The sequence below is a fragment of the Bifidobacterium sp. C0047B3 genome (assembly GCF_056590535.1).
In genome coordinates this window covers 197,248-223,365 of record NZ_JBWPWH010000002.1, presented here as the reverse complement: position 1 = coordinate 223,365, position 26,118 = coordinate 197,248, and the positions used below count along the sequence as shown (strand labels likewise).

21 protein-coding genes and 1 pseudogene are annotated in these 26,118 nt (G+C 39.9%); 5 read left to right on the top strand and 17 right to left on the bottom strand.

The features are described from left to right. Positions 1-80: 80 nt before the first annotated feature. Genes AC1EKT_RS03620 through AC1EKT_RS03610 form a run of 3 tightly spaced genes read right to left on the bottom strand, consistent with a single transcriptional unit; the run spans position 81 to position 2,437 of the window. The gene (locus AC1EKT_RS03620) at positions 81-1,253 is read right to left on the bottom strand and encodes a sensor histidine kinase (RefSeq protein ID WP_481616103.1); all 1,173 of its coding nucleotides are present in this window, start codon (positions 1,251-1,253) and stop codon (positions 81-83) included. A gap of 34 nt (positions 1,254-1,287) precedes the next feature. Next, positions 1,288-1,941, bottom strand: a complete 654-nt coding sequence (locus tag AC1EKT_RS03615; protein ID WP_481616104.1) for a LuxR C-terminal-related transcriptional regulator — start codon at positions 1,939-1,941, stop codon at positions 1,288-1,290. A 34-nt stretch (positions 1,942-1,975) separates the two neighbouring features. Next, positions 1,976-2,437 (bottom strand): hypothetical protein, encoded by a 462-nt coding sequence (locus AC1EKT_RS03610; RefSeq protein ID WP_415683232.1) that lies wholly within the window; start codon positions 2,435-2,437, stop codon positions 1,976-1,978. 306 nt (positions 2,438-2,743) lie between these two features. Between AC1EKT_RS03610 and AC1EKT_RS03605 the strand changes: the two genes are divergently transcribed. Together AC1EKT_RS03605 and AC1EKT_RS03600 are read left to right on the top strand one after the other, a co-directional pair. After that, positions 2,744-3,055 carry a type II toxin-antitoxin system RelE/ParE family toxin gene (locus AC1EKT_RS03605; protein WP_415689031.1) on the top strand — a complete coding sequence of 104 codons (312 nt, stop codon included), beginning with the start codon at positions 2,744-2,746 and terminating at the stop codon, positions 3,053-3,055. Further along, a complete protein-coding gene (locus AC1EKT_RS03600) occupies positions 3,049-3,336 on the top strand; it encodes an addiction module antidote protein (protein ID WP_415689030.1) in 288 nt (95 codons plus the stop codon). The genes AC1EKT_RS03605 and AC1EKT_RS03600 overlap by 7 nt, the downstream gene beginning before the upstream one ends. 71 nt (positions 3,337-3,407) lie before the next feature. On the opposite strand, the gene AC1EKT_RS03595 is transcribed toward AC1EKT_RS03600, so the two are convergent. Then, positions 3,408-4,631, bottom strand: coding sequence for a histidine kinase (locus tag AC1EKT_RS03595; protein WP_415683230.1), 1,224 nt, complete (start codon positions 4,629-4,631; stop codon positions 3,408-3,410). Further along, entirely contained in the window at positions 4,625-5,365 is a 741-nt protein-coding gene (locus AC1EKT_RS03590) for a LuxR C-terminal-related transcriptional regulator (RefSeq protein ID WP_481616105.1), read from the bottom strand. Before AC1EKT_RS03590 ends, AC1EKT_RS03595 begins: the two co-directional genes overlap by 7 nt. Positions 5,366-5,558: 193 nt before the next feature. On the opposite strand from AC1EKT_RS03590, the gene AC1EKT_RS03585 reads away from it, so the two are divergent. Continuing rightward, positions 5,559-6,062: a hypothetical protein gene (locus tag AC1EKT_RS03585; RefSeq protein ID WP_481616106.1), complete on the top strand. Its 504-nt coding sequence runs from the start codon at positions 5,559-5,561 to the stop codon at positions 6,060-6,062. A gap of 26 nt (positions 6,063-6,088) precedes the next feature. On the opposite strand, the gene AC1EKT_RS03580 is transcribed toward AC1EKT_RS03585, so the two are convergent. Then, entirely contained in the window at positions 6,089-6,433 is a 345-nt protein-coding gene (locus tag AC1EKT_RS03580; protein WP_119527201.1) for a hypothetical protein, read from the bottom strand. A gap of 228 nt (positions 6,434-6,661) precedes the next feature. On the opposite strand from AC1EKT_RS03580, the pseudogene AC1EKT_RS03575 reads away from it, so the two are divergent. Then, positions 6,662-6,900: pseudogene (locus tag AC1EKT_RS03575) on the top strand (hypothetical protein). Positions 6,901-7,028: 128 nt separating this feature from the next. Here AC1EKT_RS03575 and AC1EKT_RS03570 read toward each other — a convergent pair. Next, entirely contained in the window at positions 7,029-7,799 is a 771-nt protein-coding gene (locus AC1EKT_RS03570) for a DUF3800 domain-containing protein (RefSeq protein ID WP_481616107.1), read from the bottom strand. Positions 7,800-8,096: 297 nt separating this feature from the next. Here AC1EKT_RS03570 and AC1EKT_RS03565 point away from each other — a divergent pair, with 297 nt between their 5' ends. Beyond that, positions 8,097-11,327 carry an InlB B-repeat-containing protein gene (locus AC1EKT_RS03565; RefSeq protein WP_481616108.1) on the top strand — a complete coding sequence of 1,077 codons (3,231 nt, stop codon included), beginning with the start codon at positions 8,097-8,099 and terminating at the stop codon, positions 11,325-11,327. Positions 11,328-11,468: 141 nt separating this feature from the next. Here the strand turns inward: AC1EKT_RS03565 and AC1EKT_RS03560 are convergent, their stop codons facing one another. From AC1EKT_RS03560 to AC1EKT_RS03515, 10 genes are all read right to left on the bottom strand, one after another. Beyond that, positions 11,469-12,068, bottom strand: a complete 600-nt coding sequence (locus tag AC1EKT_RS03560; RefSeq protein WP_481616109.1) for an FMN-binding protein — start codon at positions 12,066-12,068, stop codon at positions 11,469-11,471. A 44-nt stretch (positions 12,069-12,112) separates the two neighbouring features. After that, on the bottom strand, positions 12,113-12,958 hold the full coding sequence (locus AC1EKT_RS03555) for an ABC transporter ATP-binding protein (RefSeq protein WP_481616110.1): 846 nt from the start codon (positions 12,956-12,958) through the stop codon (positions 12,113-12,115). A 63-nt stretch (positions 12,959-13,021) separates the two neighbouring features. Then, a complete protein-coding gene (locus tag AC1EKT_RS03550; protein ID WP_481616111.1) occupies positions 13,022-14,377 on the bottom strand; it encodes an ABC transporter permease in 1,356 nt (451 codons plus the stop codon). Further along, a complete protein-coding gene (locus tag AC1EKT_RS03545) occupies positions 14,367-15,701 on the bottom strand; it encodes an ABC transporter permease (protein WP_481616112.1) in 1,335 nt (444 codons plus the stop codon). The genes AC1EKT_RS03550 and AC1EKT_RS03545 overlap by 11 nt, the downstream gene beginning before the upstream one ends. A 12-nt stretch (positions 15,702-15,713) precedes the next feature. Beyond that, positions 15,714-16,985, bottom strand: a complete 1,272-nt coding sequence (locus AC1EKT_RS03540; RefSeq protein ID WP_481616113.1) for a Fe-S-containing protein — start codon at positions 16,983-16,985, stop codon at positions 15,714-15,716. 72 nt (positions 16,986-17,057) lie between these two features. Continuing rightward, positions 17,058-17,702: an iron transporter gene (locus tag AC1EKT_RS03535; protein ID WP_415683220.1), complete on the bottom strand. Its 645-nt coding sequence runs from the start codon at positions 17,700-17,702 to the stop codon at positions 17,058-17,060. 95 nt (positions 17,703-17,797) lie between these two features. Continuing rightward, entirely contained in the window at positions 17,798-19,516 is a 1,719-nt protein-coding gene (locus AC1EKT_RS03530; protein WP_481616114.1) for an FTR1 family iron permease, read from the bottom strand. Positions 19,517-19,755: 239 nt separating this feature from the next. Next, complete coding sequence (locus AC1EKT_RS03525) at positions 19,756-23,034, bottom strand: type I restriction endonuclease subunit R (RefSeq protein ID WP_481616115.1); 3,279 nt, start codon at positions 23,032-23,034, stop codon at positions 19,756-19,758. Between the two features lie 39 nt (positions 23,035-23,073). Beyond that, positions 23,074-24,330 carry a restriction endonuclease subunit S gene (locus AC1EKT_RS03520; RefSeq protein WP_415683217.1) on the bottom strand — a complete coding sequence of 419 codons (1,257 nt, stop codon included), beginning with the start codon at positions 24,328-24,330 and terminating at the stop codon, positions 23,074-23,076. Next, complete coding sequence (locus AC1EKT_RS03515; protein ID WP_415683216.1) at positions 24,327-25,931, bottom strand: type I restriction-modification system subunit M; 1,605 nt, start codon at positions 25,929-25,931, stop codon at positions 24,327-24,329. Before AC1EKT_RS03515 ends, AC1EKT_RS03520 begins: the two co-directional genes overlap by 4 nt. Positions 25,932-26,118 lie beyond the last annotated feature (187 nt).

The following is a 26,118-nucleotide window of genomic DNA, read 5'->3' as shown; positions in this document are numbered from 1 at the left end:
CGCGTCCAAATACTCGGTCGAAAAGCGTCCAAATACTCGATTGAAGCGCAAGAAAGCACAATAAGCATCTTGCGCAATGGCTATTTCTCTGCATGAAGCGGAACATGTACATTAATAATCCACGAATCGCCATCTTCAATAACTTTAAAAGTTCCACCAACGCGTTCCACAAGCATCTTATGAAAACGCAGTCCATATCCTAATTGCAAGTTAGCAAGAATACCTCGTTGCGCACTATTTATACACGTAATATGACATTCATGGTCATTAAGCATTACATTCATGGCGTATTCTTTAGGCTTTGCAGCATGCTTTTTTACGTTCGCAAGCAGTTCTCGGCAAATATACTCAATTTGAGCACATTCTTCAAAAGGCAAATGCGCTGATCTCGAATCTTCAGCAGCTAAATTACTACTAAAGTTAATGGAACCAATATAGCCAAGCTTTTCAAATGACTTTTGTTCACCATCAAATAAAACGCGTAATCCTGTGCAAAAATCTTTATAACATGTAATCGATTGCATAACATCGCCAGTGCTTGCAGTTGTAGCATTGTCAAGAAGAGAAATAATATTACGTGCTCTATGAACAGTTGTAGTAGCACGTTGAAGAATCTCTCGCGAATTTTCATGCTCTTGGTCATGAGTCGTTTGAGGTTCAATAGATTGTTGAGCCATCATCATAATGCTGGAAAGCTCATTAGTTACTTCATCGTGCATGCGAATTGCGGCAATAGTGGCATATTTTTGAAAAACGTTGTAACGCTGTGCAAATAACTGTTCCTGCTGTTGGTGAATAGTAGAAATATAGTATTTTACGATTGCGCTAGAAATAAGAGTAATAAGAAGCCACCACGCTAACACATAAGCGTTTTGAAAATCGCAGATAATAAAGAACCATGAAGATACTCCGCAAGAAGAAAGCACGGTGTACCAAGGTTGAGTAATTACAGCAATTGCCAAACAAATCAATATGGTAAGCATCATAGATGAGTAGTTGATATTGGGCGCAATAATTACCAACGGCATCCAAATAAGTACAATAAAAGATGCTTTACGAGGCCATATTGCAATACATAAGCAGATTACAATCCATACTATTTCAACCGTAATGGCATGCCAATTAGAGTAGTAATGAAGATTATTATAGGAACAAATTTCAAGAAGCAAAGTACAACTTATGATCACACCAATTCCAATTTTCTGCCAGGCATCATGCGGCAAAAAATTGATCATACGCGTTAATAATTTCATAACTACCTACTTTTACGCGTTAATTTCTTATACGTTATATGTCATGCGAATATTTTGCGAGCGCGGCAAGCGCCTGCATACGACTTCGTACTTGAAGTTTTCCATAAATACGACGTAAATGCGTGTTTACTGTTGAAACTTTCACATTAAGCTGATCTGCAATCTCTTTTGACGAATACCCCTGTTTGCACAAGCGCATAATTTCCGATTCTTGAGGAGACAAAACTGAAGTCTTCGGAAGTTGAGAAATCATATTAAATGATTCTTGCGGAGTGTGAAAATAGTCAATATATTGTGGCAATTCTGGGCAACCGTAGCTTGTTGTGCGCGATTGGATGGCTGCAACTACGTCTGCTAAATTGTCTTTATGCACTAACGCTTGACCACCAGACTTAGCAACTTGCAATACGTATTCATCCAGCATGTAGGAAGTAATGCCAATTAAAACAATATTGCTATTGCGCTCGCGAATTGCTTTAATTACATCAACGCCACTCATTTCTCTCATTGACATATCTACTAAAAGTACGTCAGGAGTATTTTCTGTAACGCAACGATGAATAGCTTGTTTTGCAGAAGAACACATCCATGAACAAACAAAGTTTTCAGGCAAACGACTTTTTAAAAGAAGTTGCATATATCGCAATACAAGCGTGTCATTATCAACAATTGCGTAAGTAGTGTTCATACAATATATGGTATCTTGTTTTGGAATACGCTTATCAAGAGATGTGCGATTGTATTGTTTTTCTCAAATTATCAAGATTGTACACATTAAAGTGCCATACGCTAGCACTTTCCGTTGGCACACTCCATTCTTCGGTTTTACCATTAACAGTAAAGCGAATTATTTGAGTTGTTGGCTTATTTATAACTTCAAAATTAGTGAGTTGATTCCACGGAATGCGACGAAGATGCTTATCGTCTAATTTAGCTAGATTACCCGAGCCTAAAATGGCATTCGGATTAACAACAATAAACTCATTATTAGTGGCAGCGACAATACGCGCATCAACGCTTTGCGCTACATAGAATAATTTAGGTAATAAAAATAGTTTGATTAAATCTTTCCACCAAGGGTTGTATTTCATTGTAAATACATACGTTTTATCAATCGAAAGATTATGCTCTTTAAAGTACTTGACGATATCTTCTTCTCGTATGCCGCGCAAAGGATTAGTCATAATAAGCACCTCCTTGTGATTCTTGTTTTGTGAATTACCAACATACTAACGTTCAAATTTTATCTACACAAATAGGCGTACTTATTTTTAACGATAGTGCTTTTAGAAAACTTTTACTATTAGCAGTTTGCATGTTCTCAACAATCAACATTTAAGAATATTTCCGTTTTGGAACTATTTTTAAATAAAGGCGCACTTATGGAGTTATCGTGGCAGTTTTTGCCGATTTTGCAATTTTTGCCGTGATAACTGATATGATTGTTTACTTATATTGCAAAACTGTATCCTACAGGATAAAATATTTTTATGGAGATACTTAAAACAGATGAGTATCGCGATTGGATGAAAAAACTTCGCGATACGCAATCTAAAGCTCGAATTAACGCGAGGCTGAGATTATGTGAAATTGCAGGCAAGCCAGTAGGTGATTTACATCCAGTTTGCAATGGTATTAGTGAACTGCGTTTCACTTTTGGACCAGGGTATCGTGTGTATTTTGCACAAAAAGGCTCAAAACTAATGCTATTACTTGCTGGTGGAGATAAAAGTAGTCAAAGTAAAGATATTAAGCAAGCGAAGATACTTCTTGCGCAGTTAATTGAGGAGAAGAAATGGTAAATATAAGTAAATGGGATGCGAGTGAGTATCTTGAGGACGATGATGATGTTATTGCATATCTCAATGCTGCAGCAGAATTTAACGATCCTCGCTTGTTGCAAGCCGCTATAGGCGATATTGCAAAAGCTAGAGGAATGAAAGAGATTGCTCAAAAAGCTGAGGTCGGAAGGGAAAGCCTTTACAAAAGCCTAAGGCGAGACGGCAATCCTAGTTTTCAAACTATTGCGAAGGTTGTTCAAGCGTTAGGTGGGCGCATTGCAATAGAACCCGCAAATGCGTGACGGCCTAGTTATCGTGGCAGTTTTTGCTAGATTTGCAATTTTTGCCACGATAACGCATGATTTGAGCGCTGCTAGTTTAGCGGAATAACAACATTGACCAGCCAAGTGTCATCATCTTTTTGCGCGCTTAAAGATCCACCTAAACATTCCACAGATTTTTTGTGAAACAGCAGCCCTTTGCCAAAAACGAGTATTCCACCAAACTTATTCAACGTCGAAATCGAATTCATGCACATTATTTTGCATTCGCGCTCATCAACCGTAACATTCATAGAAAAATCAACGCTAGTATTGCAATGCTTGCGAATATTAGTAAGCAACTCGCTGCACATGCTAATCGCACATTGAGCCTTTTCAGTACTAACAGTTGCAGATGCAGTAAAATCACCACTCCCCGAACTTTTATCAACCACTATTACAGAGCCATAGTACCCAAGCTGCTCACAAATTTGCCGTTCAGCCTGTAAACGCGCACGAATATTGCATAAAAAATCAGTCAAATTCATGCGATCATTGCTATTAGAACCATAAACGAACTGCGTGCTGGCAATATTTGAATCTAAAGAATCATCATACTTATGCTCAGCTTGCTCAAGCAGGCTGATAACAAGTCTCGCTTTGGAAAGTGCATTACGCGAATGTTCAATAATCTGCTCTAACGATTCTTTTGTATGTTCATTGTTCTCAGCATATAAAGCATCCGTTGCAAGCAACGTAATATCAGTAATCTCATTGTTCACATCGTCGTGCAATTGCAACGCAACAGACGCAATATAAGACTGGAACTTGCTTCGTACAATATTCATTTTTGCGCGATTATTTTCTTCCAACATGTTCAAATACTTGCGCAAAGCGTAACCGCAAATCATAGAAATAAGAATAAAACAAGGAAAAGTAAACGGAATATACGCCATTTTTGCAAAGTACATAATATTCAGCGAAACTATGTACACACAAAGCAAATACTTCCACGAATCGTAAAAGCCTGCAACAAACATGCTAGCAATCAACGAAAAAAGCACGCAAGTTGCATTTACGCCTGGTACTGCTAACGTTACGCAATACAAAATCGGAGTTACGAGTGATATTTGACGCGGAAAAGCAATCAAAAGAAATATTGCAAACATCCAAACGTATTGACACGCAGATTGTAATGGATTATTCCACAACCCAGCTGTATGGCAAAATTGCACATCCATTGACACTACAAGAATCGCCAATATTATGAATAAAGTTCGCTGAATTTTCCAGCTTTTAACCAACTCAATAACGCGCGAAAATGTTTTCATTAACATGCGCTATCCGTTTCTTGCAAAATATTCGGATGATTTTGCGGCAAATTATAAGCATATTGCATATTGCTAGTTTGCTCACGATTTTGCATTGCAGCAAATGCGGATATTGCTTGTACGCGATTAGAAACATGCAATTTTTTGTAAATCCTATGAATATGCGTGTTTACAGTGTTTGGCATAAGACCAAGTTGAGCCGCAATCTGATTCGTCGTGTAGCCTTTAGCAAGCAGTTCCATGATTTTTAGCTCTTGCGGCGGCAAAACGCTGCGCGACCTTGATTTAGAAAGCCTAATAAAAGATTCTTGCGGAGTAGCAAAATCGTAAGCAACATCGTTAACGCAACGGCAGCCATACACATTTTGATTATCGCAATATTGCAAAGCTTCTGCTAGTCCTTTGAAATTGTCTTTAGCAACCATTGCCTGCCCACCAACTTGCGCTACTGACGAAGCATAGGATCTGCAGTCATACGAAGTCATGCCAATTAAAACAATATTATTGTTTTGCTCACGGATTGCGCGTATTACTTCCACTCCAGACATGTCTTTCATTGACATATCTATCAGAATATAATCTGGAGTAGTTTTTGCTACTTGGCAATATTTCAAAGCTTGCACGCCTGATTTTACGCACCATTTGCACGCGTACTCGCTTGGCAAAAGCTTGCTGAGCACGTTTCGCATAACCGCTAAAACTAATGGGTCGTTATCTACTATTGCATACGTTTTTGGCATAATGGCTTTCTTGCAATCTTATGCTACTTTTCTTATATTCTACTTTATAAGCATGCGCAAAGTAGAGCAAATTGTGTAGTAAAAAATGATTACAAGTACTACACGTAAATCATATGTGATTATAATAAGTAACAATATATGACTTTTAGTTGCGTTGAAAATTCATCTTTAATAATGATTGCAGCAGGATTATATGACAAAACGACTAGTAGTATTGCACTCCGCAGAAGTAGCTGCGATGGCGTTCGCCTCAGCAGCTGCTTTTATGCGTAGCTTTGACCTTTTCGCTTTGTGGCTTGTTTTAGGACTTCTTTCTGTTGCATTGTATTCTTATGCATATTTTTTCTTGCTCAAAAGCGTTATTAAAGAAAAAAATGCGTATATAAAAAATAATATATCTAAGCTTAGCGGCGCGGGCGCTAACAGCATAAGTAGTGACGTTGAGAATACAGAGAACAACAAAGATTACATAATTACTCTTGAGCGAGAGCGCAAAAAAGTCGAATCACAAAATAAGCAAATACTCAACAATTACTCAAATAATTTAATAAATATTATTTCATGCTTTATTTGTGGGCTTATTCACGTTCCTTGGATTTATTACTACGGAATTGCAAACGGCGTCTTAACATTGGTGATTCTGTGGCGAGTAATAAAGCGCCCACAAGGCCACCCTATTGACGAAAGCGATTTTTAAAGATTTAAGACTTTAAGGATTTAAGCTTATTGCTGATCTTCCATTGAAAGATTTAATCCTTTTGCAGCATTGCGAAAATATTCTATGTGATCACCATAACCGTCTGCAATAATAGCATCCTCTTTTACAACAAAAGAGCCATTTTCTAGCACAATATATTTTGTAAAGAATTCTTCTAATTGCTTAGCTAATTCATCAATTTCATCTTGTGAAAGCTCTTCGCTACTATTTTCCGCAAGTTTATCTTCCTGATTTTGAATTTGATTAATGCTATTTTCACTAGCGTTTCCTATTTTGTTTACGTTATCTTCTGGCAGCCAAGAGTTTATACCAAAATCACTGCTTACACTACCCATATCTGCGCTGTTCATGTTTGCATCTCCTTGTATTTGTAACGTATTTGCACAACTTATTTGTGCGTTGCTTTAAGTCTAATTACCAACATTTTCCGTGCAATCTTGAGTACTAAGTTCTGAGTACATCGTATTGTTCGAAGACTTGCGGCATTTATACTAGAAATACATACGAACTAGAGGCAATGTACGCGAATTAGCTACAATGCGCACGAACAAAACAACAAATTAGAAAGAAGGCAACTCATGAGCAAGGACTCTATAAAAGTTATTAAAAAAAAACGTTTATTTGGATTCTTAAGTGGGCAGTATTTACAGCAGTTGAGTTCCTTCTTTTGTACGTTGCGATTATTTCTTGGAATCATGATTTTGCACAGTTCATGGACGAATACAGTAATGCGATTATTCCATTTATGGCAGCAACCGGAGCTATGGCAGCAACGATGATTCGCGACGAAGGCACTATTCTTGAAGTCAAGGATTAAGGTGATTGTAGTACCAAAACGCATTATTGCGAACAATAAGCAATTTATGATATAATCTACATACGTCGTGACTGCGCCATATTGCAGGTTTGAGGTTAATCTTCAACACGGCGTCTATTTTTATTATTTCACTTTTCAATAATACGGCTACCACTAGGTACAGCTACTACTCCAAATCCTTCCGCTTTACCTTGACTATTTCTACGAACGTTATTTCTTATCATATTATAAAAAGTTGAATCTCCTTTAGAACATTTTCTATAAACTGCTCCTGCAACTAAATCTGCAAACTGCACACCTACACTATGATGCGAAGCTGCTATAAATAATCCTTCAATTAGATTGTTATAATCAGCTCGATGTGAGTCATGATTATTAAGTAAATCAAAATGGAAATCATCAAGTTGCTTATTTTGCTTACTATTACGAGCATCAATAACTATCATTCCATAAACTTTTGTACCAGCATTTTTGCTTAAATCTTGAAGATAATACTGAAAACGTTCACATATTTTTTCAAATGCAGTGTGATACATATTTTCAGCATTGTCATCTTTATATTTATCGTAATACTCCTTAGTGTTCACTACAGCAGCAATAATTTTAAAATTTTCATTTTCCGAAATCAGTTTAAACAGATCCTTACGCAATTCATTCAATTCATTAACACTTAAATTAGAAAGAGGCGTGGTCTTGTTGCTTAATGGATGATTAATAAAATAACGCCACTTAACTTCCCCTTCAATCCCATATTTCTTTTTTAATCCGTGCAGATTACTTTGTAATGATTTCCATTGCGATTCCGGAATAACTAATCCCCCCAAAACAAAATAAGGATTTTGCTCTACAGCATCACATTTAGGTGCAGTTCCACTCTCGTCCAAAAAAAGAATTTGCATGGGAATATTTTATATGAAATATTCAACATTTTGCTGCTATAAACACACAGCACAAATGATATTGCACTATTAATTAGAGCATTTGCAAATATTTATGAACTATTGTGTTTAATACAAATACGAGTATACTTTTATCTTCTACTGGTATAGTGTAGAAATTGTATTGATACGATGCATTAACTAATGTCAAACTTCCGCAGACAATATGGAGCTAACAATGAGAAGAAATAATAAATATAACGGCATACACATACTTACTACTTCAACTATCATTGCAGCAATGTCCTTGCTTTCTGTATGCCCAATAAGTGCATTAGCTATCACCCCCCCCCATCAACAGAAGTAACAGTAACTAACCCAGCTCCAAAAACACAACTTGTTGTAGATGGCACAAACGGCTTAGATACCAACGATGGATCTGAAAGTAAGCCATTAAAAACTATTCAAAAAGCTCTTGAAAAAGCCACACAGAAACCTGCAAATATCACCATTAAAGGCAATTTTTCACTTAATGCACCTATAGAAATTCCACAAGACATTACACTTTCTATCGATAAATCCGGCGCCACAATAACAGGCTCGAATAATACCAACGATGGCATCACGTTGAAATCTGGCTCCACACTTCGCGGTGATGGCAAATTGGAAATGACTGCGTTTAAGGTAGCACTTACAGCAGAAAAAGGCTCTCTTATTACTGACGGCATATACACTTTCAAAGATAACGGAGTAGAAGACAGTAACGGAATCTACCTTGCTGGAACAGTAAAAGGTACAAGCAAAGATAAATTAAAAATTACTGCTGACGACAAATGTGATACAAATTTTTATGCTAATGGTATTACTTTCGAAAACGCTACTATTAACGTTAAATCACAAATTCGCACATGGTTTGATGCAAGAGATTTAACTTTGAAGAATTCTTCACTTACTGTAGCAGGCTTTGGGATGACATACTACGTAAACAAATTAAACATGAATAATTCGGAGTTTGTGATTAATAAAATTGGTTGGAGGCACTCAACTGGTTTAACAATTCAAGGCAACTCAACTGTTACCAATAATTCACGAATTGTTGCGAATGCAGGATCTATCGCAGGCATTTCCGTTGGAATAACAAACGGAAAATTAACTGTTACCAACTCTACTCTTGAATTTAATAATGGTGGCACTGGCGGCCTAAATGTAAATACCGGAAAAGTAATTCTCACCGATTCTACAATCAAAGGTAATGGAAAAAATAGTGGAGCGCTTTTTGGAGCTCAAGAAAACGGCTCTATTGAACTTAGAGGAGATTGCTTAATAGATAGCCCAGCAAGCAAAGATGCAGATAGTGGAGCTGGAACAGGAAATAGCTATGTTGTTACTGGAGGCTCGCACATGGTTACATATGCTCCTGAATATCACAGCAACATGGGAAGCACTGTTCCTGTAAACGGTGAAGAAAATGGCAATGAAAAGCTAAGCCTTTTTACTCTTTCCGATAGTTCTGTAAATGAGATAAAACCAATCAATAAAAATAAAAAGACATACATATACTCAGTTAAAAAAGCTTCTAAAGATAACGAAAAACACGTATGGGTTCCAGCAGCAAAAGTGACATTTGAACTCAATGATGCAAATTCTGAGGAAGCTAAAGGAGCTATATTCTCTGACTTTTCAACTAAAGCAAAAGAATCCCTTGCTATACGCGGTTACGCATTAAACTTTGCAAAAACAGTGGCAGGAGGAAGTACTGAAGTACCAGCAAATCCAATTGCTCCTGGATATAAGTTCCTCGGATGGTTCTGCAAGAATGCTGAGAATAAAGAGCAACAATTTACTGAAAGTATGCCTATAACAAGCGACACAACAGTGTATGCAAAATGGGAAAAAGATGCCTCATCTTATGCTGTTCGCTACCATAATTGCGCTCAAGATGATGCAACATACCTTGTTAGTGAGACTAACCCAAAACGCACCAGCAAAGTTCTTTCATTCGACGAAGTTATTAAGAATAATGCAAAATTTGCCCGCGAAGGAATGGTCTTCAAAGGTTGGACCACAGAGAAAAACGGCAAAGGCAAGACTGTAAAAGCAGGTAGCAATATTGCTATAGCGAAGAATAAAAACTTAATTGACTTATATGCAAATTGGGAAGAAAAAGAATTTACAGTAAAATTCTCCGCAAACGGCGGAACTTTCTCCGATAGCAGTATTTTTAAGAAAAATACAAAAGTATTTGAGATTAAAAAAGATAAGCGCGGTGGAGATGTTGCTGTTGTTAAGAAAACAGCAAAATTTAGCGAAAACAAGACGCTAATCAATCTTATTAAAAGTTTGGATGATAATGTCAATATAGACACACCTGGCATTAGTGGCAAAGCAAGTTCCGATTCAGATGCAAATTATACGAATCTTGCCACGCGCAAATATTATCATTTAATAAATGAGAAAAAAGAAAACTCACTCTTTGGCTATGTGTATAGCACAGATTACTACTACTGGTTCAAAGACAAGGATGGAACAGAAAAAGCTACTATTGACAATGATCCAAAAGTGGACGATGATCTTACCTTCTACCTTAAGTGGAAGATTGATCCAAGCATTGAACACATACAGCAGGAGAATATTGATCTTCCTGCAGATTTATTAACTGGCGATAACACAGCAACTACAGCATACAAAGTTACACCAGGACAAACTATTGATTTCACTGGCACAATCATAGCTGCAGTAGTAAAAGACCAAATGAAAGCGATAGAAAATAAATTTAACACAGTAAATGCGACAGATTATAGCAATATTGCTCTAAGCGATATGACATCTTCGTTTACGGCTACATTTACTATCCCAGACGGTTTAACGCTGCCTGAAAATATCACAAAAAATACACTTAAGCTCGATGGGTTCTCAGATACTTTTGCTATACAGGATGTGAAAGCTGAAGGCAAGACTGTAACAGTTACTATTAATTTGAAATCTGGTATTAAAACGTATGCGGAATTGCAGACAGCAGTACAAACAAATCTTGGCGACGCAATGAAAATCACTATTCCGGGAATAAAGATAAATCAAGATTTCTCCGGAAAAGCTACAATTGTTGGAACGGTGACAGGCGACTTCCATGCAGCTGCAACATTTAATAAAACAACGAAATTATTTGACTTTACTTGGGACGGCTCGCAAACAAACGAAGGGAAGAACTCTGACGCAGCAGCAGGCGCTAATGATATTTCTCTCACAGTAGAATATAATCCGCCAACACCGCCAACACCACCAACACCACCAACACCACCAACGCCAGCTCCAGAGCCAACACCCGTTCCAGAGCCAACACCGTGGCCAAAGCATAAGCCGAAGCCAGAAAAAACACCAAACCCTGCGCCACAACCAAAAGAAAATCCGAATAATAAAATTGTAGAAAAACGCAAACAAGATAATAACCAACTTCCAAAAACAGGAAGCGAAATATTACTAACTGCCTTTGCTGCGATTGCAATGTTCGGACTTGCTGGAGTAATCGCAAAGTTAAAGCGCATAAAATAAATAAACGATAATTTCACAAGCAAAAAATAAACAATAATAGGGGCTAGTACTGTAGCAACTGCAGTACTAGCCCCTATTAATTACAGACTAATATTCAACAATATAATCAAGGTTATATTAATAAATTAAGGTGGTTGTAGATTATTTTGCGGATTGAATTGAAGCCTCTTGGCGAGCAACGTCAAGAGCTTTATTGAATGCGTCGCTAGTCCAACTTGCTCCAGCAATAACCGAAATATGCAAATCTTTCAACGGCTTTCCAACGATTTTTCCTGGAATAGCCTTTGAGAATGCATCCATATGACCTCTTGAAATCGGCGTAAACGGATGAGGCGTCATTTGCACATCGCTAACATTCCCATTTGCAACGCTTAAGCGCACATCGAAACTGTCTTCTGCAACCGGACCATACGTAGCTTTGACTTTATAGTCACCATCTTTGTAATTGCCAGTATCAGTTTTAGATTGGTTTTTAGAATCCCCAGAATCCTCACTTTGCGCAGAAGACTTAGATTGCTGAGCACCAGCATCGTACTTGCCTGAAGGATTACCAGCATCATCCGCGCTTTGACCAGAATTACCAGCGAATTCATCGTTCATTGGCACAGCACTCGGCTCGCCGCAAGCAGAAAACATAGCGGACGATGCAGCTACAATCGCAAGCGCAGCAACGGTTTTCGTAACTTTTTTGGATTTCAAATCGTCGCGTGAAACATCGTGAAACATATTATCTGAAATCATAAAATCATCGCCCTCAAATCTTGTATATTTTAAAACCCACGCAACTAATCATCTAAATTCGCTAATTTAGGAGACTTAGTAGGCTCATGATCTTGCAAAGCTTCCACAACACTTTCATCAACGTGAGCACTCGTAAACGCAGGCTTGCCGCCAATCGCCTCGTATGCTTTGCGAGCATCCTCGTTATTCCAACGCTCCCCAACAAGCACACCGTGGTTGAGCATAATTTCTCGATCCGCGCACTGAGCTACCAAAGAATCGTGAGTTACAACAATAATCGTCGTGCCTTGCTTGTGCAGCTGCTTAAACAAGTCGAGCACAATCTGCTCATTTTTTTCGTCCAAATTACCAGTCGGCTCATCCGCAAGAAGCAACTTAGGGCAGTTGATAAGCGCACGAGCAACGCACACACGCTGCTGCTCGCCGCCAGAAAGCTGGCTTGGCAGGTGGTGAGCGCGATCCTTCAAGCCCACGCGATCCAAAGCGTCCATTGCTTGAGCTTCGTCAACAACAGAATGATAGTATTGCGCAACCATCACATTTTCAACAGCTGTTAAATGCGGAACAAGATAAAACTTTTGAAAAACTAAACCGATTACGTTTTTACGAACGTCAGCAAGTTGACCCGCGTTCAAATCCTCAAGTTTGCGTCCTTGCAAAGACACGGAACCCTTAGATGGCGAATCCATGCAGCCAATAATGTTCATTAGCGTGGTTTTACCAGAGCCACTGGAGCCAACGATTGAAAGCCACTCGCCTTCTGGCACAGTAAGCGACAAATCGTCAACCGCGCGTAGAGAGCCGTAAATCTTGGAAATATGATCCAAAGTCAACAGCATTTTTGGATTAGACTCCGTGCTTTCCAACTTATTTTCTATATTCTCTGTCATATTAAATCCTTAACTCAAATCCTTAACTCAAATCTTAAACAATCTCTAAATTTACGATTAAAACTATTCTTCTCGAAGCACAATCGCAGGGTCAATTTTTGAAGCGCGCAAAACAGGCGGCAACGCAGCAACGCAAGACGCAGCAACGCTAAATACAATAGAGAACACGACTAGCCACCAGTTCACGCCCAAATCTCTCGAGAACACCATTGCAGCAAGCAAACGAGCAAACACATACCCTACCGCAGTACCAGCAATACCGCCAACGAAGCCATATAATCCAGCTTCAGCAGTAAACTCCACGCCAATACTCCGTGCGCTCGCACCCAAAGCTTTGCGCAAACCAATTTCATTTCGACGCTGCTGCACGATCGAAGAAATAGTAGTGCTCACACCAACCATCATCAGTACCAAAACAACTAGCGATACAATGCAGAACAGGCTGCGAAGCATAGTAATAATACCAGTGTCAGCAGCAGTAACTTTAGTAACTTGCTGAGCGCGCACACGCATAGAAGTCATATCGTTAATGCTTCTCACAACAGCATCAACGCTAGGCGCAGAAGACGAGTAAGCAATAACATCCGCACCACGCTTAACTCCCGTAAGAGAATTTACATCTGCGTTTAGCGCATATAGCATAGAATCCTCTGCACCGCCTGTGTCCAAAATGCCACAAACGCGGAAAGTCGTACCGTGAGTATCCATAATATCCGTTGAGACTCTGCCTTCAACGAGCTTTTGTTGAGAAGATTTTTGCGCAGACTGATCTGAAGAATTTGCAGCAGAATTTTGTGCTTGATTCTCTGCTGGCTTATCTGCAGACTGATTTGTAGACTTATTTGCAGATTCACTTGCAGACTGATTTGTAGACTTCTCTGCTGGCTTATGAGAGCCGGCAGTATTATCCGAAGATCTATACGCAATCGCAATTCGAGAGCCTATTTTTAAGCCCATCGCAAGAGCCACATCTCGCCCAACCATAACATTTCCACCGTTAGGCCAAGAGCCGTCTACATTCCAATGCTTATTAAGAGACTTTACTGAACTAACATCTATTCCTGCTAAAACATACGGAGCTGCGTTAATACGCACGTTTTCGTAACGATATGTAGCAGATCGCATGGCACCTTTTGCAAGAACCATATCGTTTGTGTGCAAAACCATTGCGCGATCAATACCGTTTTTCCACTCGCCCTCAATTGGAGTTACGATAATATTCGCTCCATACGCGCGCATTTCATCGCTCATCTGTTGAGGTACAACAAGGCAGATTGCAGCTAAACAAAACAGCGTAGCAGCACCAACAAGCGTTGCAATAACAGCCATTAGAGCACGCGATTTTCGACGAAATACCGCGCTAAACAGCATGGTTACAAACATAGAATTGTTGGAAGTCATATAAGATTTACCTGCCATGAAGCACCTCCGCAGGACGCACACTCAAAATCGAACGAATCGACGAGCCTGCAGCCGCAAGCACAGTCAACGCAAGCAGCACGAACACCAGAACAAATACCATTGGTCGGAACAAAATCGCAGAGCCGAACACTGTGAAACCAATAATCTGCGCCACTGCAAATCCCAAAGCCATGCCGAGTAACGCTCCACCAAACGCAATAACCGCAGTTTCCATAAGCATAAGACGAGCAACAGCGCCACCACGCGCACCTAACGCCTTGAGTAAAGCAAGCTCGCCAGAACGCTCAGAAATTGAAGCAGCCATAAGATTCGCCACAGCAACAGCCGCAGCAATTAAACTCAACGCAGTCATCAAAACCATAACAGCGCGCGTCTTATTTAATACGTTACCCTGCAACGCTGCAACTTGACGAACCTGCTTTGCAACAGCTCCAGGAATTACCTCCTCAATTTGGTAAGTAATCGAACTCGGGTAAGCCGTGCAATACCAAGTTTCCCACTCTTCCTGGCTGAGCGCTGCCGGATTTTTAGCAGCCTTTCGCGCTAAATCATTTTCAGGAGTAGTAAGAGCCTTTACTTCAATCGAATCAACCTTATTCGGCTTATTTGCAAGGCTTTGAGCATCGCTAGAACTTGCGTAGATTGCGTTATTGTCGTCGTCGCCAGAATCGTATACGCCAACCAAACGCAACGAAACCTCGCGCCCGTCACGAATCAAACGCAAACGCTGACCAAGTTTTAAGTGCAAACGATCAGCTAACTGCGCACCTACCATTGCTTCAGATTTATTATCTTTTGCCCAACGACCTGCATTAATCTTCCACCAAGAGCGCAAACCTTGAACGCCAACAACCGTTGTTTCTCCAGAAGCGAGCGCAAGCTTGCGATTAAACCAAGTTCCAACAATAGGCACTACCAAATCGCCAGAAGATTTTGCTTCAAGATTTGCATGAACAGTTATTTTCGGCGCAAAATTAGTGATATTAAACGCCCAGAAAATCATTTTTATTTTTGCAGCGTCAGATTCTTTTAGCGAAGCAGTAGACTCATGGCTTTCCGCAGCCTTTAAACTCCCAGAACCATTAGTATCAATCTGCTCTCGAGAAGCATACAAATCATTTACAACAGCGCTAGATTTTGGCTGAACCACAATATTTGAACCATATGAACTCAGCTCTGCGTTAATTTTGTCTCCAACGTCATACACAACGCTAAGCATTGATACGCTAACGCACGCGCTTAAGCACACTACGAGCGCAATCAACACACGCTTTTTCAATTGCCGCACAAGAGATCGAGCAACCATGCGCATCATAAACATAGCAACTCTCCCTTACTTAAAATGCGAACTAAGCACGTCTAAATCAGCAGTATGAATTGTGATTTTGCCATGCCCAGCCTTATACGGGAACGGAATCGGATTGCAACCACCTTTAAAACCGATAGTTGCCAAATTAATTGCTACATCGCACTTACGGCAAATAATCTTACCGTCTTTTTCATAGTAGCCTGCATCACCGCAGTTTTCGCAAGCATCCAATCCGACGCCATACGCTCCACCATTCTTTTTAATGATTATAAAGCGCATAACAGTGCCGTCTTTTGCTTTGTATTGGAAGCGATGCAAATGACCATCTGAAACTTGAACGTAATTAATAGTTGCAACACCATCGTGCAATTCATACGGTTCTGGAGGCGTAAGAGTTGGTTTAATATTCATAATAGATACGCCTACAGTAAGCGTAAGTATCACTGTGATAGCAGCCAAAAGAGCTGCGAGCGCAGACTTTCGAGATTTGCGCTTAAATGCACGCTTCGTGCGAATTTCTGCAGCATTTTCACCAACTACAGCCGTTTTAAAGCCGATTATTACGGATGCAGCAGCAGGAATCATGAACACGCTAATTTGCGCCATAATCATTAATGGAGCGTTATTAATTAGCCAAACAAGCACGCTGAAAGAAAAGTCATCCATATAAAGCAGAATGCTTCCTTGCATAATCTGCAAAAGTGAAGTTATGTGCTGCACTAGCAAAATAATCATGCTTAAAACTACAGCAATTTTGAAAGAAATCGCGTTAGATGTAGTGCGCAAAGAACGAACCATAAGGCTTAAGCAAATAGCAGCAATAACTCCAAGCACAAAACCAAGCGCTCGAAGCAACATGTCTGATGTAAAAGGCGGAGTGCTTGAATCTACGAAAATAGTAAGCTGCAAAATAACATCTGGCAAAGCATAAAACACAGTAAACGCTAAGCAACATGCGCCAATCACGTTACTTATGTGCATTAAAAGCGGGCAATTACGCCAATTTTTTATTATTTTGTGTGAAAAAATAACCACAATAATTGCAGCGATATCAAGCGGAACCGCAATGCACAACGCCGGCATATTAATAAAGTTTCGCTGATTAATTACTACAGATGCGCGAAGTATAGCAAAAATAAGAGCTGTGACTGTGCCTGCAGACAGCCCATACAATCTCCAACGTGCGCTCAGAGGCTTATCTCGCCCCTCGCCAACAGTAAGCGATGTGCTTAATCCCATTGTGAGTAGCGCAAGAGGGAGCAGCCCAGGCATAACTGCCACAAACAGTCTGAACATAACTCCCTCCTTTGCTATTACTTATTATTTACTAAAATTATTAATTAATCGCTAATTATTAACTAGCTATCACTACCACTGACGAGGAGTGTACTTCCAATCGTCGAAGGTTGCCTTAATTGGCTCAGTCCAGAAGCGACCGGTTACGCCGGTAGCAGGATCGACGTGAAGCATCCAACCCTTCTTTTCTGGGGATTCGACTGAAAGCATGAGCTTGTAATTTCCAGCCTTGTCAAGCTTAACGTTTGCACCGTAGTGAGGACCATCGGAAGCATTCATCTGCATGAAAGTACCCTTAACAACAGATTCACCGCTTGCCTTATCGACAATCTCATAGTTCACAGTCAAATCTGGAATGAACTCGCCCTTACCGTAGCCAAGCTTTGTACCTTTTTGGTTAGCGTGGATATCGGCTTCAAGGTGGAAGCTTGCTTCGCTTGCCTTCAAGCCCATGCCAGCTGGAACCATGTCCACTGGCTGGAAGTACACGGCACCAATAGTAAGAGGTCCAATGTTCTGATCTTGGTGAGGACCAACTGGAACCTCCTCAAAGCCCTTATCGCCGCCCTTGTCATCAGCCTTGTCGTCAGCCTTCTGCTCGGTTGCTTGTGACTTAGCATCAGTTTTAGCGGAATTGCCATTAGAACCGCAGCCAGCGAGCGCAAGCAGTCCAGCAAGAGCCAAAGCTGCAATTGCCATCATTTTATTATTCTTCATATCTAACCTTCTGTGTTTGTTGTTAGTTATTTTTATTTAATTATTGTTATTGGTTGTTTATTAATTATTTATTAGTTGGTTATTTGTTGTTTTGCTTATTTATTTTCTACCGCGCGTTTCACACGACTTCGCGCAATAGATACGCAAAGCAGTGAAATCACAACAATTGCTGCCACAATTTGAGCAACAATCGTCTCAACATACGGATAGAACCCAAGCCAATCGTTAGTTGGCAAGCCTTGAATATACATTCCTTCGAGAGCGTCGCCCTCGATTAACGCGTGCACACCACCGCCTGCAAAAATCACTACGAGAACAGACATAAGAGCACTTGTTCCAGTAAAGAATGGGCGAATTGGTATGTGCACAGATGCGAAACGAATTAGCAAGAATATCACTACAAGAACTGCAGCAGCGGAAATGAAGCCTCCCCAAATCATAGAGTCAGCTCCGTTTGAAACTGCAAAGATTGCTTGATAGAAGATTACAGTTTCAGCACCTTCGCGGAACACCGCAAGGAAACTCAATAACGCTAAAGAAACCAAGCTTCCCTTAGAAACTGCTGCCGTTGTTTGCTCACTAATATACTTATTCCATGCTTGCACTGAAGATCTAGAAATCATCCAGTTACTCGTGTAAAGCAGCATAAGCATTGCGAACAATGCAACAACGCCTTCTGTAATCTCCTGCTGCGGACCAGAGCCATTAAACAGCAATCCGAATAGTGCAGCTACAGCGAGAGATGCCACAATTCCAGCCGCAATACCTAGGTAAATGTACTTCACCATATTCTTGTGACCGGATTTAACAAGGTAAGCAATAATTGCTGCAACAACCAGCAACGCTTCCAAACCTTCACGAAGCAAAATTACGAAAGCTTGACCAAATGAGCTAGTTATGAATTGCATAAATGGATTTGCGCTTGAAGATGCGCCTTTGTCTAATTTTGCTGCGTCTTCAATAAGCATCGCTTTAAGATCCGTTACGAACTTTTTAGCTTGCTCAATAGTTCCGCCATTGTTCATTGTTTGGCGGCACTCTTTGAATTGATATTCGACAGTCGAAACGCGACTTCCGCTTATTGCATTCATCACGTTCTTCTCGAAACCGAGCTTTTCGTAATACTGGTAATAGGCTTCGTTAATTAAATCAACTGCGGCTGCTACTTGAGTTTTATTACCTTTTGCAGACTTGTATTTTGCAACAGATTTGTCGAGAATAACATTCATTTCTCGAGCAACTTGACCCCACGTACGACCATTGCGTCCAAGGTTTTTCTTTTTTGCAGCATCTAGCTTTTTGCGCTCTGCTTTAATTTGCGCACGCAACTTTTGCGCATAAACATTTGGCTTATCCACTTTTGAGTTGGCATCGAGACTAGATGCAGTTTGTGCAACATCCGCTGCAAGAGCCGTTGAAACAGTACTTATTTGCGAAGTTTGATTTTGCTGGTATACAAGCGTTTGCAGCTGCTGGAATTGATCAGTTTGTGCTTGAACTTTATTCTGCCCGATTGCATCTCGCACAACCGTAATCATGTTAGAAGCAACGTAAACTGAATTGTATGCTGCTTCAAATCGAGTTGCAGCTCCAGAATTATTGCCACTATTGTATTCTGATTGACCTTGTAGCAATTCATTGTTAATTGCTTTAGAAACTTCTGTCCAGCTAGTATAAGAACGATCTGCATCTGTTGCAAAAGCTGGAATAGTTGTAGCAAACGAGCTAACTATGCAACCTACCAACATGCACACAGCCAGAATCAGTGCAGCCGAGTCACGAATAATTCGGCGCACTTTTACACACGCGCGCATAACATCTCCTCGCGTTCTTCCGCGTCTTCTTGCGATTCCGCACTTCTCACGCGTTTTACGCCTTTTGCGTTAACGCATTTCCTGCATATCTACGCGCTCTACCCCAAATTGAGCGCACCCAACTAAAACTTGCCATTACAAAGGCCCCACAGGTACATAATATCGACATATCATGTAGATTGATATAGTTCGACGCAAAAAACACGCAAATATTACAAAAATGATATTGATAACGATAATTATCTTTCGTTTTTACTAAAGCCGACAAGTCCAACAAACTCATTAAATAGTTTTCTCATACTTTCCACAATGCGACTTTTCTTCTCAGCGCGCGCTTGAGCCGCAGCGCCAAATCTGCTCATTCTAGGCATTAAATCATTAATATCTGTACCAAGCTCGCTCACTTCGCCAGCGCTAAAAGATTTCTCCATAAACTTGCGAGTCAAATCATCGTTTAATCCTTCGCTTTGCACAAGTTGCGCCAAGTCATGATTATACTTTTGCTCAACATACTCGCTCCAGCAATCAACAATACTCACCTTGTTGCCGTTCGAATCGTAAACAGTAGTTGTACCGCCATAATCCACAAGCTTTTCAAGCTCCTTCTCATTAAGCTGCGCAATAAACCCTTCAATAAGCTTCTTTTTACTACGCAACTGCGGGCTAGCGTCAATCGCCACCTTAATAGAAGCAAGAACATTTTTATCTTTACAATGCTTGCTATGGTAGCGTTCTACTAACATCAAAATGTAGTCAATATTTACTTCTACTTGGCGCACAAGCTCCATCTCAAACACAACATCGTCCGTAATGTCTGCAATCTCGCCTTTTTGCTCTTTGCACTTCCATTCTTCATGCAAATCTTGGTAATGCCCCAAGTAATCTTGCATATCGCGCTCTTTGATTATCTCGTTGCCTTCAAATTGATCGAAAGCTTTCAGCATGTTACGCAAGCGCAAAATATTGCCAAAAAGCGATATGAACTTTTTCTGATTCTCTTCTCCAACAATGTTGAAGCCTTGTAGCGGATACTTTTCCATAAGCTCATTTACTAAATCACTGTATCCACAGCGCTCAGATCCATTAGCATCAACATAACCGTTGAAAATCTGCTCAAAGGTAGGGCAAAGCACAATACCTTGCGCATCTTTATCTCCAAAAAGAGCTACCGCTTTGTCAACTTGATAGCTCAAATCCCTAAAGCACACAATGTTTCCGAACGTTTTAACGGAGTTCAATATTCGATTTGTGCGCGAAAACGCTTGAATAAGCCCATGCATGCGAAGATTTTTATCTACCCAAAGCGTGTTCAAAGTTGTTGCATCGAAACCAGTTAGGAACATGTTGACTACAATCAAAACGTCAATTTCCTTATTCTTCATCCTCATTGACACATCCTTATAGTAACTCTGAAACTCACTGTTTGACGTATCGTAGTGCATTCCAAACATTTGATTGTAGTCGTTTATAGCGCTTTCCAAGAATTCTTGCGAATTTGCGTCAAGTCTTGCAGTGCTTTCAGAATTTTCTTCTCCAAGAGAACCCATGCCGTTGCTATACTCCGAAGAATCTGACTCACCCTCGTTTACTGCATAGCTAAAAATAGTTACCACTTTTAAGCGTTCGCTTGGCGGCAGATTTTGCTGCTGCTTTTTGAACTCGTTGTAATACAATTTTGCAAGCTCAATGTCCGCAACAGCAAAGATTGAATTAAAGCCGTTTACGTCAACTGCTTCAGAAGATTTTTTAGGTTCTACAGAGTTATGCTTATCAGCAGCAAGTTCTTTAACGTTAAGAATGCGCTTGTATTTGTAAGTTTTCTCGTTGCGATACGTTTTTTGACTAAAATGCTCAATAATGTATTGAACGACATTATGCACGCGATCTTTGTGCTTAATTACCTCGGGACGATTAATATCTGCAACCAATTCGTCTGTTGCTTTTTCCAACTCGCTAGACGTTTTTACAGTAGCAACGTATTCTACGCGGAATGGCAACACGTTTTTATCGTTAATCGCGTTAATGATTGTGTAAGTATGCAAGCAAGGTCCAAAAGTTTGCTCGGTTGTAGAAAGATGCGTAGCGTCGGAGCCAGCAGCGTTCGCTTCAAAAATTGGCGTGCCAGTAAACCCAAAAAGCAAGCTATTTTTAAAGTGTTTTACAATATCCGCATGCATGCCTCCAAACTGGCTTCGGTGGCATTCGTCAAAAATAAACACTATGCGCTTTTTGTAAATTTCATGACTTGGGTTGTTGCTTATAAATCTACTAAGCTTTTGAATAGTGGTTATAATAAGCCTGCATTTTTCGGTATTGTCTTCTAGCTGTTTTGTAAGTACAGCTGTTGAAGTGTTACTATTTGCGACCCCTTTTTCAAACGCGTTATATTCTCTCATTGTTTGATAGTCAAGATCTTTACGATCTACCACAAACAAAACTTTGTCAACAAGATTATTGCCTTCTGCGTCTTTCAAAGTTTTTACTAGCTGCGAGGTTTTGAAGCTAGTTAACGTTTTACCCGATCCAGTAGTATGCCAAACATAACCACCCTTTTGGCGCTCCGATGATGGCATTTTACTTGCATTAGCAAACATGTATTTTACGCGATTCACTATGTTTTCTGCTGCAGTAATCTGGTATGGTCGCATAACCATCAAGCATTTGTCTGCATTAAAAACGCAATATTTTGTAAGAATGTTAAGAATTACGTGCTTTGCAAAGAATGTTTTAGCAAAATCGCATAAGTCAGAGATTATAGTGTTTTGAGCATCGGACCAATAGTTTGTAAATTCAAAACTGTTACTTGTTGTTGTTTTGCTAGATCCTTTACTTTTCTGCTCATTGTAAGCATTATTGCGAGTTGAGTTAGAGTAATACTTTGTTTCAGAGCCGTTTGAGATTACAAAAATTTGCACGTATCCAAATAGCCCGCTTCCAGCCCAAAATGAGTCGCGAGCATAACGGTTAATCTGATTGAACGCTTCTCTAATAGGCACACCCCTGCGCTTTAGCTCAATATGAACCATCGGCAAGCCGTTTACTAGAACAGTCACATCGTAACGATTACTACGCGCAGGGCCATTTGCATCATTATCGTTTGCATTAACAGCATACTGATTGATTACTTGCACAATATTCTTGTGAATATTTTCTTTGTCAATAATATTTATGTTTTTACCTTCGCCGTTATCTTTTTTGAGTATTTTAACGTTATCTCGCTGAATAGTATCTGTTTTCTTAACTATATCGTCAGTGCTGTTTGCAATATTTTCTTTGAAAAATCTTTCCCATTCGCCATCTGAAAAATGATAGTCGTTGAGCTTTTCGATTTGCACTCGAAGATTTGCTATAAGATCTTTCTCGTTGTGAATGTGAGCGTACTCGTAGCCTTGGGATTGCAAAATGTTAATGAACTCTTCTTCGAGTTGTGCTTCGCTTTGATAGCTGCCGTCGTTTCGCTCACTCGGCGTGAACGTAGACATTACAGTGCTATCTTGATTCTCTAACACAATTTTCATTTTGCTTCCTTCTTTCTTACTCTTACTCACATTTTTCTATTATGCACGCTTGAAGGTAAGGAGTTGATCGCGATAGTACTCGTATTGCTTGCGTCTAGCTTCGATTTCTGCAGGCAGTCCTTGAGTTAAATCATTGCACAACGCGTCAAAGCGATCCAGAATTTGTACGATTTGATGCTGTACTTCTAGAGGTGGGATGGGGATTGTTACTTTACTCATTAATGCTTTAGATACATTAAATCGCGTAACACCGTTAGCAGTTCGCTTTATTTGAGAACGCAACGCACTTGAACGAAACAGATATTTAGAAAAATCAGGATTCATCATGCTTACATCGTTGAATCGAAAAGCAAAACAAAAACTGTTTAAATATACTTCTTCATTTAGGCGACAGGTAACAGCAGACGAAAAACCACATTCATCAGGAGTTTCAGATGAGCCGGTAAAAATTACATCACCATATTGTAAAACATTTTGCTTTTCACCATCAGAAACCTTAACAAAATCATTTGTAGAGAAATCTACAGCTGCATTACAATACACATTTTTATAGGTTATATAACGAGCATTTCCATCAACAAAATCATTCTTATTCTTACCAGTCAATCCACCAAAGAATGAACCTAATTCTTTAAGATTCTTATACTCAACACCATTCGGGCAGCAGCGCGATATAAGCGAGTGAAGAGGATTGTTGTCGTCAAATGTAAGCAGTGTATCTCGATAGTATTCGTATTGCTTTTTACGAGCTGTAAGCTCTGCTGTAAGCTCTGCTGTAAGCTCTGTAAACGTATCTAAAATCCGCACAATCTCCTCTTGAACCTCAAGCGGCGGCACTGGGATTGTTGCTCCAGCAATATTCTCATTGTAAAGCCTTGATATAGTTCCTCCGCTTGAGACTTTCCAAGGTTCTAATTGATAAATATAATACAAAAAACTATTTAGAATTTTCTTTTCATCATTTGCAACCCAAACAATGTTAGAATCTTGAAAATACGCTGGCTCGCCGTCATAGACAACCACTCTTCCTATTGTGCCAGCAGCAGAAATTAAGATATCGCCTTTATTTGGAAAACTATATTTTTGCTTATATTCGTGGAAAAGCTTATTTGAAATGAAAGAATCTGCTTTTTTGCCGAATGTCCCAATTTTATAAAACGGAATATCTCCAACAGGATTGGTTTGATTTTTTAGAATACGTTTACACATTGAAACTTTGCCAATATCACCAATCTTCTTATACTCCACACCGTTCGGGCACAATTCAGCGATTAACTCCTCAAGTTTGCTAGTCATTGAGTCACCTCGCTATTATCAGAGTTAACACCGCCAGCTTCAATCTCGCTTACAATCTTCTCAATTTGTTCGCGCAACTCTTGCTCGCGAGCGCAAATCGTTTTTAATTGCGCATTAAGCTCTGTAATATCAATCTTTTCGCGAGTATCTTCTGCTTCAACGTATGTAGAAACGGAAAGATTGTATTTATTTGACTCCACTTCTTCCAAAGACGCAACGTGCGCAATATGCTCCACATCTTGCCTAGAAGTGTACCAGTTAACAATCTGCTCAATGTTCTCGTCCGAAAGCTTGTTACTATTCGTTGACTTTACAAACTCTCGGCTCGCATCAACAAACAGTACAGAAGTATCATTCCTCTTGTTTTTGCGCAAAACCATAATGCATGTAGCAATCGAAGTACCAAAGAATAAGTTGCTCGGAAGTTGAATCACGCAATCGACAGCATTATGCTCAACTAAATATTGGCGAATCTTTTGCTCGGCTCCACCTCGATACATAATTCCTGGGAAGCAAACAATTGCAGCAGCGCCATTTTCTGCTAGATGCGCCAAGCAGTGCAAAACAAACGCCATATCCGCCTTGCTTTTTGGAGCAAGAACTCCAGCTGGAGCAAAACGAGGATCGTTAATCATCAAAGGATTAGAATCCCCCTCCCAACTTGTGGAATAAGGCGGATTAGAAACCACTAGCTCAAACTTTTTATTAGCATCGATTTGCGGATTTATAAGAGTATCGCCGCACGTAATCTCAAACTTGTTAAAATTCACATCGTGCAAAAACATGTTCATGCGGCACAAGTTGTAGCTAGTAACGTTCTTTTCTTGACCGTAAAAACCGCCATTAATATTTTCAATGCCTAGCACTTTTTTCGCTTTTAGCAGAAGCGAGCCAGATCCGCATGCTGGGTCGTACACGTCTGAAATGCTTGATTTTCCAACTGTTCCAAGGCGAGTGAGCAGCATTGAGACTTCTGCAGGCGTAAAGTATTCGCCGCCAGACTTGCCAGCGTTAGAAGCATACAAGCCCATCAAATACTCGTAAGCGTCACCAAAAGCCTCAATCACATTGTTGTTTACGCTACCAAGCTTCATCTCACTAATCACTTGCAATAACTTAACAAAACGCTTATTTCTGCCTTCAACAGTGTCTGCAAGCTTAATGTTATTCACATCGTAATCGGAGAATAATCCCTTAAAATCGCCAGACGAATCAGTTCCTTGAGAAGAAGCTTCAATATTGCGGAACACGCAGCTCAATGTTTCGTTTAGATTGCTATCTTGAGGAGCGTTCTTAAGCACATTGCAAAACAGTTCGCTAGGAAGTATAAAGAAGCCTTTTTCACTAATCATGTCACCGCGAAGAGGCTCAGCATCTTCATCGCTTATTGTTGCATAATCAAAGTTTGGATCTCCGCCTTCAGATTCATGCTCATCTTTATTAATATAATCGCATAAATTCTCGGAAATATAGCGATAAAACATTGTGCACAATACGTATGCTTTAAAGTCCCAACCATCAACAGAACCTCGCAAATCATCGGCAATCTTCCAAATCGTGCGATGCAATTCCGCGCGTTCTTCTTCTTTGCGAGTGTCCATTTGCTGCTCCCCATTTGTGCAATTTGTGCACGTGTATGCGCCATAATTAAATAAACGCAATAATTACGCAATAATTAAATAAGCGTTCTTTAATATTCTACTGTAAACGCACACAATCATCAGTGATAGTATTCGCATCGCTTTTTACGATCTTCGATTTCTGCATGCAAGCTTTGAGTTACACAAA

What these genes read in the sequence shown, in the direction of transcription:
- AC1EKT_RS03620 (WP_481616103.1), bottom strand. Translation starts at nt 1,253, where the DNA reads ATGAAATTATTAACGCGTATGATCAATTTTTTGCCGCATGATGCCTGG.
- AC1EKT_RS03615 (WP_481616104.1), bottom strand. Translation starts at nt 1,941, where the DNA reads ATGAACACTACTTACGCAATTGTTGATAATGACACGCTTGTATTGCGA.
- AC1EKT_RS03610 (WP_415683232.1), bottom strand. Translation starts at nt 2,437, where the DNA reads ATGACTAATCCTTTGCGCGGCATACGAGAAGAAGATATCGTCAAGTAC.
- AC1EKT_RS03605 (WP_415689031.1), top strand. Translation starts at nt 2,744, where the DNA reads ATGGAGATACTTAAAACAGATGAGTATCGCGATTGGATGAAAAAACTT.
- AC1EKT_RS03600 (WP_415689030.1), top strand. Translation starts at nt 3,049, where the DNA reads ATGGTAAATATAAGTAAATGGGATGCGAGTGAGTATCTTGAGGACGAT.
- AC1EKT_RS03595 (WP_415683230.1), bottom strand. Translation starts at nt 4,631, where the DNA reads ATGTTAATGAAAACATTTTCGCGCGTTATTGAGTTGGTTAAAAGCTGG.
- AC1EKT_RS03590 (WP_481616105.1), bottom strand. Translation starts at nt 5,365, where the DNA reads ATGCCAAAAACGTATGCAATAGTAGATAACGACCCATTAGTTTTAGCG.
- AC1EKT_RS03585 (WP_481616106.1), top strand. Translation starts at nt 5,559, where the DNA reads ATGACAAAACGACTAGTAGTATTGCACTCCGCAGAAGTAGCTGCGATG.
- AC1EKT_RS03580 (WP_119527201.1), bottom strand. Translation starts at nt 6,433, where the DNA reads ATGAACAGCGCAGATATGGGTAGTGTAAGCAGTGATTTTGGTATAAAC.
- AC1EKT_RS03570 (WP_481616107.1), bottom strand. Translation starts at nt 7,799, where the DNA reads ATGCAAATTCTTTTTTTGGACGAGAGTGGAACTGCACCTAAATGTGAT.
- AC1EKT_RS03565 (WP_481616108.1), top strand. Translation starts at nt 8,097, where the DNA reads ATGCCCAATAAGTGCATTAGCTATCACCCCCCCCCATCAACAGAAGTA.
- AC1EKT_RS03560 (WP_481616109.1), bottom strand. Translation starts at nt 12,068, where the DNA reads ATGATTTCAGATAATATGTTTCACGATGTTTCACGCGACGATTTGAAA.
- AC1EKT_RS03555 (WP_481616110.1), bottom strand. Translation starts at nt 12,958, where the DNA reads ATGACAGAGAATATAGAAAATAAGTTGGAAAGCACGGAGTCTAATCCA.
- AC1EKT_RS03550 (WP_481616111.1), bottom strand. Translation starts at nt 14,377, where the DNA reads ATGGCAGGTAAATCTTATATGACTTCCAACAATTCTATGTTTGTAACC.
- AC1EKT_RS03545 (WP_481616112.1), bottom strand. Translation starts at nt 15,701, where the DNA reads ATGTTTATGATGCGCATGGTTGCTCGATCTCTTGTGCGGCAATTGAAA.
- AC1EKT_RS03540 (WP_481616113.1), bottom strand. Translation starts at nt 16,985, where the DNA reads ATGTTCAGACTGTTTGTGGCAGTTATGCCTGGGCTGCTCCCTCTTGCG.
- AC1EKT_RS03535 (WP_415683220.1), bottom strand. Translation starts at nt 17,702, where the DNA reads ATGAAGAATAATAAAATGATGGCAATTGCAGCTTTGGCTCTTGCTGGA.
- AC1EKT_RS03530 (WP_481616114.1), bottom strand. Translation starts at nt 19,516, where the DNA reads ATGCGCGCGTGTGTAAAAGTGCGCCGAATTATTCGTGACTCGGCTGCA.
- AC1EKT_RS03525 (WP_481616115.1), bottom strand. Translation starts at nt 23,034, where the DNA reads ATGAAAATTGTGTTAGAGAATCAAGATAGCACTGTAATGTCTACGTTC.
- AC1EKT_RS03520 (WP_415683217.1), bottom strand. Translation starts at nt 24,330, where the DNA reads ATGACTAGCAAACTTGAGGAGTTAATCGCTGAATTGTGCCCGAACGGT.
- AC1EKT_RS03515 (WP_415683216.1), bottom strand. Translation starts at nt 25,931, where the DNA reads ATGGACACTCGCAAAGAAGAAGAACGCGCGGAATTGCATCGCACGATT.